13 protein-coding genes and 1 tRNA gene are annotated in these 14,163 nt (G+C 26.1%); 12 read left to right on the forward strand and 2 right to left on the reverse strand.

Annotation, left to right across the window (positions count from 1 at the left end; translation table 11 throughout):
- Positions 1–257: 257 nt before the first annotated feature.
- Together KQ44_RS05510 and KQ44_RS05515 are read left to right on the forward strand one after the other, a co-directional pair.
- Entirely contained in the window at positions 258–965 is a 708-nt protein-coding gene (locus KQ44_RS05510) for a hypothetical protein (protein ID WP_096736571.1), read from the forward strand.
- 11 nt (positions 966–976) lie between these two features.
- Positions 977–1,663, forward strand: a complete 687-nt coding sequence (locus KQ44_RS05515; RefSeq protein WP_096736572.1) for a hypothetical protein — start codon at positions 977–979, stop codon at positions 1,661–1,663.
- Positions 1,664–1,912: 249 nt separating this feature from the next.
- Here the strand turns inward: KQ44_RS05515 and KQ44_RS05520 are convergent, their stop codons facing one another.
- A complete protein-coding gene (locus KQ44_RS05520) occupies positions 1,913–2,257 on the reverse strand; it encodes a preprotein translocase subunit SecG (RefSeq protein ID WP_096736573.1) in 345 nt (114 codons plus the stop codon).
- 193 nt (positions 2,258–2,450) lie between these two features.
- On the opposite strand from KQ44_RS05520, the gene KQ44_RS05525 reads away from it, so the two are divergent.
- From KQ44_RS05525 to KQ44_RS05570, 10 genes are all read left to right on the forward strand, one after another.
- Positions 2,451–4,049, forward strand: a complete 1,599-nt coding sequence (locus KQ44_RS05525) for a hypothetical protein (protein WP_096736574.1) — start codon at positions 2,451–2,453, stop codon at positions 4,047–4,049.
- 34 nt (positions 4,050–4,083) lie between these two features.
- Positions 4,084–6,837 (forward strand): RNA polymerase subunit sigma-70, encoded by a 2,754-nt coding sequence (locus KQ44_RS05530; RefSeq protein WP_096736575.1) that lies wholly within the window; start codon positions 4,084–4,086, stop codon positions 6,835–6,837.
- Between the two features lie 357 nt (positions 6,838–7,194).
- Positions 7,195–7,626, forward strand: a complete 432-nt coding sequence (locus KQ44_RS14865; protein ID WP_240516498.1) for a hypothetical protein — start codon at positions 7,195–7,197, stop codon at positions 7,624–7,626.
- Positions 7,627–7,638: 12 nt separating this feature from the next.
- Positions 7,639–9,603, forward strand: a complete 1,965-nt coding sequence (nagA, locus tag KQ44_RS05540; RefSeq protein ID WP_096736576.1) for an N-acetylglucosamine-6-phosphate deacetylase — start codon at positions 7,639–7,641, stop codon at positions 9,601–9,603.
- A gap of 95 nt (positions 9,604–9,698) precedes the next feature.
- Positions 9,699–10,049 carry an AAA family ATPase gene (locus tag KQ44_RS15390; RefSeq protein ID WP_096736577.1) on the forward strand — a complete coding sequence of 117 codons (351 nt, stop codon included), beginning with the start codon at positions 9,699–9,701 and terminating at the stop codon, positions 10,047–10,049.
- Between the two features lie 11 nt (positions 10,050–10,060).
- A complete protein-coding gene (locus KQ44_RS05550) occupies positions 10,061–11,011 on the forward strand; it encodes an AAA family ATPase (protein WP_096736578.1) in 951 nt (316 codons plus the stop codon).
- A complete protein-coding gene (locus KQ44_RS05555) occupies positions 11,011–11,607 on the forward strand; it encodes a hypothetical protein (protein ID WP_096736579.1) in 597 nt (198 codons plus the stop codon). Before KQ44_RS05550 ends, KQ44_RS05555 begins: the two co-directional genes overlap by 1 nt.
- 89 nt (positions 11,608–11,696) lie before the next feature.
- Positions 11,697–11,782 (forward strand) — tRNA-Ser (locus KQ44_RS05560).
- Between the two features lie 13 nt (positions 11,783–11,795).
- On the forward strand, positions 11,796–12,473 hold the full coding sequence (locus tag KQ44_RS05565; RefSeq protein ID WP_096736580.1) for a flagellar biosynthetic protein FliO: 678 nt from the start codon (positions 11,796–11,798) through the stop codon (positions 12,471–12,473).
- 106 nt (positions 12,474–12,579) lie between these two features.
- The gene (locus KQ44_RS05570) at positions 12,580–13,647 is read left to right on the forward strand and encodes a M42 family metallopeptidase (RefSeq protein ID WP_096736581.1); all 1,068 of its coding nucleotides are present in this window, start codon (positions 12,580–12,582) and stop codon (positions 13,645–13,647) included.
- A 65-nt stretch (positions 13,648–13,712) separates the two neighbouring features.
- On the opposite strand, the gene KQ44_RS05575 is transcribed toward KQ44_RS05570, so the two are convergent.
- Positions 13,713–14,141 carry a hypothetical protein gene (locus tag KQ44_RS05575; protein WP_096736582.1) on the reverse strand — a complete coding sequence of 143 codons (429 nt, stop codon included), beginning with the start codon at positions 14,139–14,141 and terminating at the stop codon, positions 13,713–13,715.
- Positions 14,142–14,163 lie beyond the last annotated feature (22 nt).

A 14,163-nucleotide genomic window follows, 5' to 3' on the forward strand; every position in this document is an offset into this window, starting at 1 on the left:
ATCAAATACTGTTTGTATAATATTTTCTATATTTTACTTTAAAAATTATACATCATTATTTTCAGATACACTTATTATCGTTTTTTATATTATAATAATTGCTAATTATATACATAATATAATAGCTGCAATTATAAAAAAGTACAGAAATTTCATATTTACATACAATTATATATACATTATATTTTTTATTATAATTTTATTTAATTGACTTTATATATTTTTTGTAGTATACTATATATAGGTACAAATTATAAATGGGGGTTTATATTTTGAGAAAAAGTCTACTTTTTTCAAGTTTTTTCGTACTATTAGCATTTAGCTATAATTTAAATGCTATTAATTTAGCAATCGGACTTGTAAGTCAATTTGGCATTAGCGGAGCAAATACTAACTCATCAAAAATATTTCCATCAAGTTTCAGAGATTTTGACAGCGGACTTTCTTTTTCAATAGGTATTAATAAAGATTTATCATCATCTATGTCTTTATCACTACTTTTGGATTTAGGATACTGTCATGATGCTTATGATTTTAAATATACAATAGACGGGAAAAGAGCTACAGAGAATTATCAATTTGAAAGTTTTTTAGTTGGAGGATATGGAAGATTTAATTTCAGCTTCATGTCATTAGGAGCAGGAGGAGGAGTTAAAATACCTGTTTATGCTTCTTACAAATTAGAATCATATAATAAATACAAGCGTTATAGATTTAGATTCGGAGATTTAAACGATATATTTGAAAGAGCTATAATACCATATATAAAAGTATCCATTGACTTTACTATATTTAATTATTTATTAGTAGGCGTATATGCAAATTATGATTTTCCGCTTTATTTCCAATATAATAACTATATAGAAGATACAATAATAAATAAGGATTCTATAAGTGCTTTTGATATAGGAGTTCAATTTGGTTATTATTTAAACATAAATCTAAATAGAGACTATCATTATTGAGGGAGATTTTTATGAAAAAATTAATAGTTTTTTTGTTAAGTATTACATTTTTAGTACCATTAAATAATATTTACGCTGCAGATTTTGTTGCGGGTTTTGTAGGACGTTTAGGTGCAAGCAGTACTACAGCTAACAGAAATAAAGTATTTACAACTGACTTTAGGGATTTTGAAACATCTTTTTCATTTCAGCCTGGTGTATTTTGGGGATATGATGATTTTTTGTCTACAGCATTACTTCTTGATATAGGATACAATAAAGATAAATATGAATTAAAATATAATGTAAATGGCGGAAGACTTTTAGAAAATTATGATTTCAATAGTATATCATTTGGATTATTTCCAAGACTTAATATTAGTTTTGTTTCTATAGGTGTTGGAGGAGGCATAAAAATTCCATTATCTTTAAAATATTCTAAAGAAGGAGATGCATACAGCTACAACAAATACTCATTAGATTTTGGAGATATAAAAGATTCATTTGAAACTTTTTATATACCTTATGTTAAAGTTTCTCTTGACTTTTTAATAAAAACAAAAGGGAAATTTATGATGTCTTTGGGAGTTTATGCAAATTATGACTTTCCTATCAATATAGATAAAAATGGACTTTTAAAAGATATAGTTGTAAACAAAGAATCGATAGCTGCTTTTGATATAGGCTTTCAAATAGGAGCGTATTTAATAAGCAGATAATTATTATTATAATATAAAATAGAAAATTGCATGCTTAAAAAATAGTATGCAATTTTTTTTAAGCAAAAAAATAATAGTATTATTTCAAAACTAGTTTAAATAGTGATAATAATTTTCATCAATTTATAAATATATTTTTAATAAAGATAAGCACTAATTTATAAATTTAAAATTACATGCTAAAGATATAATATTACAATTTTACAAGAAATTTAAATAAAATACTATTTAAGCATTAAAAAATATATTTTACTGATTAGAAGAAACAGTGTTATTAGGTAAAGTTCCAGTATTAGTAGGAGCAGACAAAGGAGTATTTTGCTGCTGAGTAGTAGCTGTATTAGTAGTTACATTTTCAAAAGCAGTTTTCTGAGTACTTATAGCAACAGATATAAGAAGAGCACCTACTACAAATATAGTAGAAAGAAAAGTAGTAGCTTTAGTTAAGGCATTTCCTCTTTGGCTTCCCAAAACATTAGCCTGTGCACTTGAAAATAAACCTTCAGCTTTACCGCCTTGTATAATAATTATTAATATTAATAATACACAGATTATAGAATAAACAACTATTCCTAAAGTAAGCAAAGCATTCATATATATTTCCTTAAAAGTTTTATTTTTATAAAATAATTGCATATAATTATATCATTTATAAAATATTTTTCAAGTGTTTAAAAGTATTAAATTTAATGTATAATATATTAAATAAAAAATATTTTTTCTTTATTAAATTTTAATTTTTCCGTTAACAATAATAAGGATTAAAATATAATGGCAGGTACTTTATATGGCAGTAAAAAAAATAGATACAAAAAAAAATACAGCTAAAAAAACTTCTGCGGTATCAAAAACTACTAAAGCTGCAAAACCAGTAAAAAAAGCAGAATCAGAAAAAAAAGTGTCGGTAAGAATTTCATACAAAGAATTGTCTGAAGAATTAAAATTAAAACTTAAACAGTCTGAAGAAAAAATAGCAGAACTTAATCAAAAATATAAAAAAGTAGTAGACATACAAAAAAAGAAAATAGAAGATAAATATAAAAAAATCATAGAGGATTTAGAAGCAAAAAAATCAATACCTGCAAAAAGTCAAAGCAGTAATGCTGAAATTAATAAACTTCAAAAAAGATTAGATAAATTGGAAAAAACTAATCAAAAACTAGAAGAAGAAAAAAGAAAAATAGAATTAAAAAATGAAGAGCTAAAACAAAAAGCAAAAGAAGCTTTAAAATCAAAATCTGCAACTCAATCAAAAACAGCCAAAACAGATAAAGAAACATTAAAAGAAATAAAAGCTCTAAGAGAACAATTAATTGAATCTGAACAGGAGAAAAAAGAATTAAAAGCAAAATTAAAAGAAGCAGTATCCGAATTAAAAAATGCTAAGAAAAACACTAATAAATTATCAAAAGAAGATAAAGAACAATATAAAGAAAACTTAAAGATATTAAAACAAATAGAAAAAGAATCAAAAGCATTAGATAAGAAAAGAGAACTTCTAAAAAAAGAAGAAGAAAAATTAAAAGAAATAAGAGGAGATATAAAAAGCTCCGCAAAAGATATAGCTTCAACAATGAAAAAAAGCTATCTTGCTGATGATGAAGAGGATAATGAAGAAAACGGCAATTTACTTTCTAATATGGACGCCAAAACAGAAGAAGGCATAACAAAATTAGCTACTCTATTATGTGCTGCTATGGACGATTACAGAGAGCAGAAAGAAAAAGAAAGAGAAGAGCTTGAAAAAGAAAGTTCAGAGCCTATAATGTCGGAAGGAGAAGAGAGATTAAATAAAGCCTCTGAAGAGTTAGAAAATCTAGTTGAAAACAGACTTGAAGATTCTGACAGCAGCAAAGATGAAAATTTAAGCAAAAGACCTTTTACTATTATAGATAAAATAGAAAACAGCCGTGTAGAAATTAATGAGGGATACACTCCTCCTTCAGGTGGACAGACTATAGTTGCAGCTCCTCAGGATGCATCACAAGCACCTCAAACACCAGCTCAGCAGCCTAATATTACAGTAAAAGTAGAAGCTCCTAAAGAAAGTGCTAAATTGGCAAAACCAGAAACTCAGCTTAAACCTGCAAGCGAAACTCCTACTATGAGAATGAAGCTTTTAGATGATATAGATGATTATGAGAAAAAACTTGTAATTACTTATGGTTTTGATAATATGCCAGAAAATACATACTATTCTAAATATAAAAGAATATTAAGAAATGCTGCTAGAATAAGTTTATTCGGCAATCTGCAGGAAGGTCTCGAAATGTTCAAACTTATAAGAGATCAAAATATACCTGATGAATATAAACAAATGATAGATAAAAATATACAAGATATTACTTACTATTTAAGAGGTCTTCATAGAGTAAGAATGGAATAGTGTACAAAAAATATTTGGGATATAAAAAATAGTAATGAAAAAAATTATAAAAATTGTATTAATAATATTGATAATACCTATTATCTTTTCCTGTTCTAAAAAGAAAATATATGACAGAGAAATAGAAGCCGTTTACGATAAAAGAGATAATTCATATACTATTATTTACCCAGAATATAATAAACAATACCCTAAATATATATCATTAAAATATGGTAAATCAGTAAAAATACAAAATGGTATAATATTAACTTACAATATAGACACAGATAATATACCCATACAATTAAATATAGAAGTAAATGAAAATAATATCAAAAAAACATTTAATATAGAAAATCCTTTAGTTAATAGAAATATAAACCTTACAATATACGCCACCAATTTTAATCCTCCTTTAGAAAGAGATAAAATTGATGAGCTTTCTGTAAGTATAAAAAGTATAGGAAGTACTGACACTAAAGACACAGTAAAGATAGCAATAGCAGAAAATGAAGATAAAAGAGTTTCAAGAGAAAATATTGCCTTAATACTTCCAGAAAGCGGACATATAGCTAAAAGCAATCCTCCTTTTATAATGGTGAATAAAAGAACTACTTTTACAAGAATATCGGTATCAAAGGAACTTTCTTTTTCTTCAAGATATGAATACACATTAAGAAATAATAGTTTCTTTTCTATGACAAATCAATTAGAAAACGGTAAATGGTATATAGCATTTGACGAAAACGGAGATACAAATTTAAGAAGAGTTTATCATTTCTTTATAGATGATAGCAGTACAAAGATTATACCAATAACAAATAAAACATTTAATATAAAAAGACCATTTGTATTTATAGATAAACAGACATTTGATGTTTTATACAATTTACTATACAGGCAAAACCGTCTTCAAGCATCTACCCTACTTAGAAATATAAATGCATTCAAATTATACACATCTGCCAGTATGGGAAAATGGTCGGTTAATAATATATCGTACACAAATACTGATGATACTAATAAATTACACTTTGAAGACCTTCCTTCTCATACTATGCTTATGTCATTAAAAGCTGCATTTGAACCTAATAATAATTTATTAAAATATGAAATTAAACAGATGATAAGGGATATAGTAAACCTAGATGAAGCAAATATACCAAATTATAAAGAAACAGATGCTGTTACTATATTGGCTAATTCTCTTCTTATGCCTTTTGATTTAATGTATGATGAGTTCTCTCCAGAAGAAATAGTTTTGATGAAGCAGAAGTTTATTAAATACGGAGAGACTCTTTATAATTATATAGCTGAAAATCCTGCAGAGTATAGGAAAAAAGACACCATAAAATACGCTTCAGCATTAGGATTAATAGCTATAAATATGCTTAATGAAAATGTTAATCAGGATCAAATTAGAAATTGGCATTATTTTTCAATGAATTATATTAACGGAATGATATTTTCTATGTTTGAAAAAGACGGCAGTTTTAAATCTTCTATAAGCGAGGCATTTGACACTATTCTTCCGATACTTACATATGCATTATCATTAAAAAATGTTGGAATATTTGATGCTTTCAGTTTAGAATCTTTTAAAAATATAGGAAAATATTTATCTATAGTAGGATATCCTTCAGGATACACATTACCTATAGGATACACTGCCATAGATAACAGAAGCAAATTAAGATTTGATACTGGTGCTAGAAGTGCTGTTATGGAGCTTTTAAGTAAAATGAGTGCAAATCCATTATATAAAAATTATGCAGTATTTGCACAAAGCGAGGCTGTAAATTTAAGATATCTGCCTTATGTATTAATGTGGAATAATTATTATCTTAGAGACAATGTTCCTTCTAATCCAGAATTTCAATATGAAACATTGCTATTAAAAAAAATACAAACTGCTATATATAATGAAAATATAAAAACTCTTAATGCTCCTTATTTAGCCGTATATGCAAAGGGCAGAAATGCTGACACATCTTTTGGGCTTAATCATAATGACAGAATGAGCTTTGTTTATTATAATTATGGTGATTCTATAATTGATGAGTTAGGATATAATTTTGATACTAATAATTATGAATTATTTAAAGATGCGGATTTTCATAATGGTATATCTATAGATAATGAAAAAATAGAAGAAAATACTGGAAGCTATTCATATATAGAAAGCATAACAAATTATTACAAAATGTTTTATGCACATGCTAAAGCAAATCAGCAGTATACTTATTCTGTAAATCTCAAAAATTATGACAGAAGATTTTATTATTTAAAACCTAATATTCTAATAATAAAAGAAGATATTGAAGCTTTGCCTGACATCACTAGAGAGTACCATGTTTATGGTTATAAATATAAATGGGCGTTTAACTCAAAACTTCCTATGGTGCTTGAAAATAATAAATTTATCATAGAAGGTAATTATTCATCTACATACGTAGAAATATTATCTCAAAATGAATTAGAATATAAAGTTATTCAAACTAATATAGGAAATAATATATTATACAGAGCCGAAGTTTTTACAAAAGAAAACATAAAAAAATTTGAGCCTTGGGTAATAGTAAAGACAATGCCTAAAAATAATGTTCCTATAGCTATGAGAAGAAATATTATTAATACTAATATTACTATAAACAGCTTTACAAGCACAAATTTAAACTTTAAAGCAGGATATAAAGATTATAATATAAACATAGCAAACTACAAAAATACATCAGATAATACAAATAAAATAAACAATATAGTATATACAGAAAATAGGGAAAGTGTTATAATAAGTTCATATTAATGAAGGACTTATTAATGAATATATATATTGCTAATTCATATAAAGACTATATTGATTTTACAGCTAAACATATTCTCAATTTTTTTAGAAAAGAAACAGGAAAAAAAGAAAAATTAATATATATCCGTTTCAAGCGAATATGATACAAAAGATATTTATAAATCTATAATAGAAAATATTAAATCTTATAAAATAAATTTCAAAAATATATTTATATTTCAGCAATCTGAATATATAGGGCTTTCCCCTACTGACAAAAACAGCAAAGCATATTTTTTAAGAGAAAATCTTATATCAAAATTAGATATACCAGAAGAAAATGTTTTTTTATTTGATGGAAAGGGTGATGAATCTCAAATGGACAAACAGCTTGAAATTATAAAAAAAATAGGCAGATTTGATGTTATATGGTATTCTCTTACAGCAGATTCTACTTCTGCAGGCAATGAAAGAATGTCGTCATTATCCTCACTATTTAGAATTAAAACTTTAAGCGAACATTCTATAAGTGAAATAAAAAAAAGATTTTCAGAAGATGAGGAAGTACCTACAACGGTATTTAGTATGGGTATGGGTTTTATAAATATTGTTGATACAGTTTTGCTTACATCATCTGGTATAGAAAAATCATGTTCTTTGAGAGATTGTTTGGAATATGGAATAAGTAATTCTTCTCCTCTAAGCAAACTTCAAAAACACAGCGATGTTACTGTAATAGCTGATTATGAATCTTCTTTAAGACTTTCAAGCCAAACTGTATTTATGAAAATAGAAAAGAATATAAAATAATAAGGAGAATATATGAGAATCATTATTACAAATGAAAGCGTTTATGAATGGGCTGCTTACTACACAGTAAAATGCATATTAGATTATTCGGAAACTGATAAGCCTTTCGTATTATCTTTTCCTTTAAGATATGTTAATAAATCATACTATCAAAAACTATTATCTTTTTATAATGACAATATAGTATCATTTAAAAATATACATATAGTTTCATCTGGAGAATATATAGACTCCGACATATCGCAAAAGTATTTAGAGGATAATTTCTTAAAGTTTATAGATATACCTAGAGAGAATGTCCATTTATTTGAAAGCAATGTGGCAAACAGAAAAGAAGAAGCTAAAAGAATGGCTAATTTGATAAAAGAATTAGGAAATATAACATTATTAATAGATACATTAGCAGAAGACGGAAGTTTTCTTCTTAATACTCCAAGCTCCTCACTAGAAGGAAGTGTTAGAGATAAAAAAATAAGCGAAATAATAAGAAGCTATGAATCAAAAAAGTTTGGTATGCCGATAGAGATGTTTCCTAGAGAAGGATTTACTTTAGGTTTTGAAGAGGCTTTTAATGCTAAATATGTACTTGTAATGGCTAGCGGTTATGAAGTGTCCGATGCTTTGGCTCATTGTGTAGAGGGGGCTATTACTCAGTTCTACCCTACTTCTGTACTTCAGGAACATAAAAAACTTATAATCGTTGCTGATGAAGAGTCAAGCAGCGATTTGAAAGTAAAAACTTATAAATATGCTAAAAGTTTGGAAAGTAAAAGTCTTCACCCTAAAGAACTTATTAAAGGGCTTTATAAATCTTATTATGCTCTTACAAACATTAAAATATTTGACGGCGAAAAGTTTATAGACGGACATTGTATTGTTATAGAAAATAATGTTATAAAAAGCGTTGAAAAAGAAATAGATGTTGATGCTGTTATTACCAGAATAGATTTAGGAGGAAAAATAGTTGCTCCAGGATATATAGACTTGCAGGTTAATGGTATAGGCGGATATGATATTAATGCCTCTCCTACTGTTGAAACATTAAAAAATATGAATGAAGTTTGTCAAAGATACGGCTGTACTTCATATTTGCCTACAGTAATTACTAACAGTGATGAATATATGATAAAAATTATAGACTTATTCAATAATATAGAGGATCTATCTGTAATGGGGGTATTAGGAATACATTTTGAAGGTCCTTATATATCGCATGAGAAAAGAGGTATACACAATGAGAAGTTTATAAGAGAGCCTAATATTGAAATGATAAAAAAAATCAATGCATCAAAATGTGTAATGGTTACTGTAGCTCCAGAAATGGTAAAAGGAGAAGTTATAGAAGCATTTGCTATGGGAGGAAAAGTAGTATCTGTAGGACATACAAACGGCACATACAATGAAATAAAAGAAAAAATACCTTATGGAATAACTTTTGCCACACATTTATTTAATGCTATGCGTCCTTGGGGTTCAAGAGAGCCCGGTGCTGTAGGAGCGGTACTTGAAACTAAAGACATGTACGCTGGTTTAATATGCGATGGTGTGCATTGTGATTTTGCTTCAGTAGAGCTTGCATACAAATTAAAAACAGGTCATATATGTATAGTTACTGATGCTATAGCTCCTGCTGCTGCTCCAGAGATAAAAGAATATATTTGGGCTGGTAAAAAAATACATAGAGACGGCAACAGGCTTATTGATGATAACGGTACTTTGGGAGGCTCTTCTATTACTATGAGTCAATCTGTAAGAAATGTAGTTAATCATGTAGGTGCTGCTGTAGAAGAGGCTTTGAAAATGGCTTCGCTTTATCCTGCTAAAGTTATGGGCATAGATGACAAATACGGCAGAATAAAAGAAGGTTATATTGCCGACTTAGTGATACTAGATGAAAACCTAATAGTAAAAGGTGTGGTATTTAAAGGAAACTACAAAGAGTATAATTATGACCATGAATGGGTGACACATGCTTAAATAAAAAATTAATATAAATATTTATAAAAAGGCTTTGATTAAATATATTTTAGTTAAAGCCTTTTATAAATTTAAAAAAATGATATAATGACAAAATGAAATTAACAATAAATAATTTTTCCAAAATAAAAAAGGCTGATATACAACTAAAAGGTATAACAGTAATATGCGGTGAAAATAATACAGGAAAAAGTACTGTAGGAAAGATTTTATTCTCTATTTTTGATTCTAATAAAGATAAATATCTTAAAATAGAAGAAGAATTATTATTTGAATTTCAATTAATATTTTTAAAAAACTCTATAGATATTACAGCACATAATAAGTATTTATATAATAGAATTATTGAAAAATTAGATCTTATTCTAAAAGAAATAAATTATTTTAAAGATACAAAAAATATATCTATTGAATTTATAAAAAAATATTTTCAAAGAAATATTTGACCATAATTTTTATGATTTTTTTAGAAAAAACTTCGGAAAATAAAAATATAGAAACTTATGATAATATTATAAATAATATTTCAAATGATGCAGAAAAAACATTAAAAAATTCATATAGAAAAATAATGCAGGAAGTAAGTAAAAGATATTTTAATGAAATATTTAAAAATCAAATAAACAATTTGTACCATAGAGAAAGTACAGCATCATTAGAACTAGAAATAAAAAACAAAAAAATGAATATAGACTTTAAAAATAATGAATGTATAAAATTTGAAGAGGAATTTGATATTATTAACAATATTTACTATATGGATAATCCGTTTATATTAGATAAAATTAACGGTACAGAAAATAAATACAGCCTTATAGATAAAAAATTAATTGCTTCTCTTACAAAAGATTATACTGAAAACATGTATGAAAATATTTTCAGTGCTGTAAAAAATAATGATATAATGAAAAATTTAGAAAAATTATTAAAAAATATAACTATTGGAGAAATAATAAAAAATAATGGAGTTTACTATCTAAAAGAAGATAATATTGATATAGTATTTGAAAATTTATCCGCAGGATTAAAATCATTTATAATTATAAAAATGCTTCTATCAAATACATCTCTAAAAGAAAATGATATTCTAATATTAGACGAGCCTGAAATACATCTACACCCAAAATGGCAATTAATATACGCTGAGTTAATAGTATTACTTAATAAGTATTTAAATCTAATTGTTATAATAACAAGCCATAGCCCTTATTTTGTAGATGCTATAAACAGATATGCTAAACTACATGAAATAAATAATAATACTAATTTTTACTTATCAGAATTAGAAAAAGATAATAAGAATACAATTATTAGTAATGTAAATGAAAACATTGATTTAATATATAAAAAAATGTATGAACCTATAGAAATATTAAACAATATGAAATACGACGAAGATATAGAATAATGAAAAATGAAATTATAAAAGATATAAAACAGATAATATCTAATTTTATACAAAGCAGAGAAATAAATAATTTAGAAAATACTATCAATATAACTTCGTATTCGCCTTCAAATGATGAATATATGACAGATGCTGATAATATTGTAATTAATGGTGATATTTTGAAAGATATTTATAACAGTAAATATAATTTTAATAACAGACCAAAATCTGCAGATGCTGTTTATAAATTTGAAAATGGAAATATATACATAATAGAATTTAAAAATGGTAAAATAAATAATAAAGAAAAATTAGATATTTTTAAAAAAGCTTATGATACATTTTTAATGCTGCTTGATATAGGAATAATAAAAAATTTAAATTATTCAAGAAACTATCTGACATATATAGTTGTTTATAATAAATTAAAAAATGATGAGCCTAACAAAGATAATATTTATAAATATTTTGCTAAAAATGCTTTGACTTATAAGGAATATAAATTTAAAGATTTAAATACTTTGCAAGAAATATTATTTAAAGAGTCATTTGCCTGTACAAAAGAGAATTTTAATGAATATATAATACCTGAACTTAATAAAGAACAAAATTAATAAAAAATAAACTTTAATTAAATATAAACTTGACTAAAAATTATATTTATGTTATGATAACAAAACTATTTGAGAAAATATATAGTTATGGAGAGATGCCCGAGAGGCCGAAGGGAGCAGTTTGCTAAACTGTCGTAGGCAACCCCTACCGCGGGTTCGAATCCCGCTCTCTCCGCATCGGTTTATATATGATTAAAAAAATTTCTATTATATTCCTAGCTGTTTTTATGGCAGCACTTTCTCAGGAAACAAATGATAACACAATAACTAATCAAATAATTACTAATGAAAATATACAAAATACAGAAACAAACTTTTTCAATGCTCAGCTAAACAATACAAACAATATTAATGAACCTGCTATACTTCAGGATATTAGAAATATAGAAAACAGAGCCCAAGTAAGTAATGGCTGGATGTTTTTTAAAGCTATTATTGGTTTTATAGTTACTTTAGTTGGAATATATTTAGTATTTATGTATATGAAAAATAAATCGAAAAAAGTTTCTGGTTCCTCTGAAATCATAAAAGTACTTGCCACTACTCCATTAGCACCTAACAGATATGTTTCTATAATAGAAATTGTTGATGATATGTATTTAGTTTCTATATCAGATCATAATATTAATATGCTTTCAAAAATTGAAGATAAAGAAACTAAAGATCAAATTAAAATGATGTATATTAACTCTAAAAATAATATTGTAGATGACAGCTTTAAAAATATTTTAAATCAAACACTTTCTGTATTCAAGCAACCAAAGATGAAAGAAAAAGACCCACTTAAAACTACTTCTGAAATAAGAGAAAGACTTCATGATCTTAACTCGAATAATCCTACCAATAAAGAAGATACTCAGAAATAAAAATTAATACACAATATATATAATAATAAAACCTAAATTATTAATTGATATTTTATTCAAATGATTTATTATATTTGCAATTAAATATTTTGATAAAGGAATATTCATGGATGATATTTTGAATTTAATGAAAGATTTAACTAATGCATTCGGACCTTCTGGTTTTGAAGATGATGTTATAAAAGTGATAATAAAAAACACAGCATTTATAGATAATGAAAGAGATTCTATTAATAATCTTTATTTAGGATTAAACAAAATAGATAAAAATAAACCTATAGTAGGTTTAGACTGTCATATAGATGAATTAGGATTTATGGCAGAACATATTAATGATAATGGCACAATATCTTTTATACCATTAGGAGGCTGGCATATACCTAATATAGTATCAAACTCTGTAGTAATAAAATCTTCAAGCGGAGAATATGTAAAAGGAGTGATAGGTTCAAAACCTCCGCATTTTATGAGTGAAGAAGATAAAAGAAAACTTCCTTCATTAAAAGATATGTATATTGATGTTGGAACTAGAAGTAAAAATGAAACTGAAGAAGTATTTGGTATACAAATAGGAGACCCTATAGCTCCTGATGTTGATTTCAGATATGATGACAGAACAAAAAGTATATGTGCTAAGGCAATAGACAACAGAGTTGGAGCTTTATGTGTAATAGAAACTTTAAGAGCTTTAAAAGATGAAAAACTAGATGTTAATTTGGTTGGAATGATGACAGCTCAGGAAGAAGTAGGTGCTAGAGGTGCTGCTGTAGCTTCTAATAAAGTAAAGCCAGACTTAGTTATAGTATTTGAAGGCTCTCCAGCAGATGATACATTTTATTACGGAGATAGAGCTCATGGTGCTATAGGAAAAGGCTCTCAGCTTAGAGTAATTGACGGCGGTATGATTACCAATCCTAGATTAAATAAATACACAATAGATATAGCTAAAAAAAATAATATATCTCATCAAATTATTGTACGTGAAAAAGGTTCTACCAATGGAGCTGTTTATCATAAAACTAATTTAGGTGCACCAAGTGTGGTGTTAGGTGTAGCAACAAGATATGCTCATAGTCATTACTGCTATGCTTCTTATGATGATATAATAGCCTCTATTAACATTGCTAAAGAATTGATAAAAACTCTAAACAAAGAAAAGATAAAAGAATTTTAATAAAATGTAATTAAATAATAAAATGGTATTATGCTGTAAAAAACATAGTACCATTTTTTATATATTTATTTTTTTACTATATCTCTAAACTTCGAAACATCAAACATTCTTGTAGTTTTGCTTTTTTCTAAAGAAGCACGTACTATTAGCATATCAGCATCAAGTAAATTATCATAAACATAATCTGGTTTTAAAACTATTGAGCTCAATCTGTCTTCACTAGCTTTGCAGTCTAAATTATCAGGCAAATCATTATCAAATCTAAAAAATGTTTTATGATGAGCAAATACAAAATCTTTACTGTTCCAATATATTATTATTTCTTTATTTTGATTTTCTTTATTTATTTTTATAATTAAGTATGTATCCTCACTCCAAGATGATAATTTGTATGCTAATAATTTATAAATATAGTAATTATCATCTTCTAAAACTTCCCAGTCATTTTTTTTTATTTGATATACATTAGGATCCATTATATCTTTATCGTCCATATAAACCCTCCGATACACTATT

The sequence above is a fragment of the Brachyspira sp. G79 genome (assembly GCF_002379365.1).
In the GTDB taxonomy this organism is placed as follows: Bacteria; Spirochaetota; Brachyspiria; order Brachyspirales; family Brachyspiraceae; genus Brachyspira.

Bases quoted from the DNA above. Each gene is read 5' to 3' on its own strand.
- KQ44_RS05510 (WP_096736571.1), top strand. From the start codon at position 258: ATGGGGGTTTATATTTTGAGAAAAAGTCTACTTTTTTCAAGTTTTTTC.
- KQ44_RS05515 (WP_096736572.1), top strand. From the start codon at position 977: ATGAAAAAATTAATAGTTTTTTTGTTAAGTATTACATTTTTAGTACCA.
- KQ44_RS05520 (WP_096736573.1), bottom strand. From the start codon at position 2,257: ATGAATGCTTTGCTTACTTTAGGAATAGTTGTTTATTCTATAATCTGT.
- KQ44_RS05525 (WP_096736574.1), top strand. From the start codon at position 2,451: ATGGCAGTAAAAAAAATAGATACAAAAAAAAATACAGCTAAAAAAACT.
- KQ44_RS05530 (WP_096736575.1), top strand. From the start codon at position 4,084: ATGAAAAAAATTATAAAAATTGTATTAATAATATTGATAATACCTATT.
- KQ44_RS14865 (WP_240516498.1), top strand. From the start codon at position 7,195: ATGGACAAACAGCTTGAAATTATAAAAAAAATAGGCAGATTTGATGTT.
- nagA (WP_096736576.1), top strand. From the start codon at position 7,639: ATGAGAATCATTATTACAAATGAAAGCGTTTATGAATGGGCTGCTTAC.
- KQ44_RS15390 (WP_096736577.1), top strand. From the start codon at position 9,699: ATGAAATTAACAATAAATAATTTTTCCAAAATAAAAAAGGCTGATATA.
- KQ44_RS05550 (WP_096736578.1), top strand. From the start codon at position 10,061: ATGATTTTTTTAGAAAAAACTTCGGAAAATAAAAATATAGAAACTTAT.
- KQ44_RS05555 (WP_096736579.1), top strand. From the start codon at position 11,011: ATGAAAAATGAAATTATAAAAGATATAAAACAGATAATATCTAATTTT.
- KQ44_RS05565 (WP_096736580.1), top strand. From the start codon at position 11,796: ATGATTAAAAAAATTTCTATTATATTCCTAGCTGTTTTTATGGCAGCA.
- KQ44_RS05570 (WP_096736581.1), top strand. From the start codon at position 12,580: ATGGATGATATTTTGAATTTAATGAAAGATTTAACTAATGCATTCGGA.
- KQ44_RS05575 (WP_096736582.1), bottom strand. From the start codon at position 14,141: ATGGACGATAAAGATATAATGGATCCTAATGTATATCAAATAAAAAAA.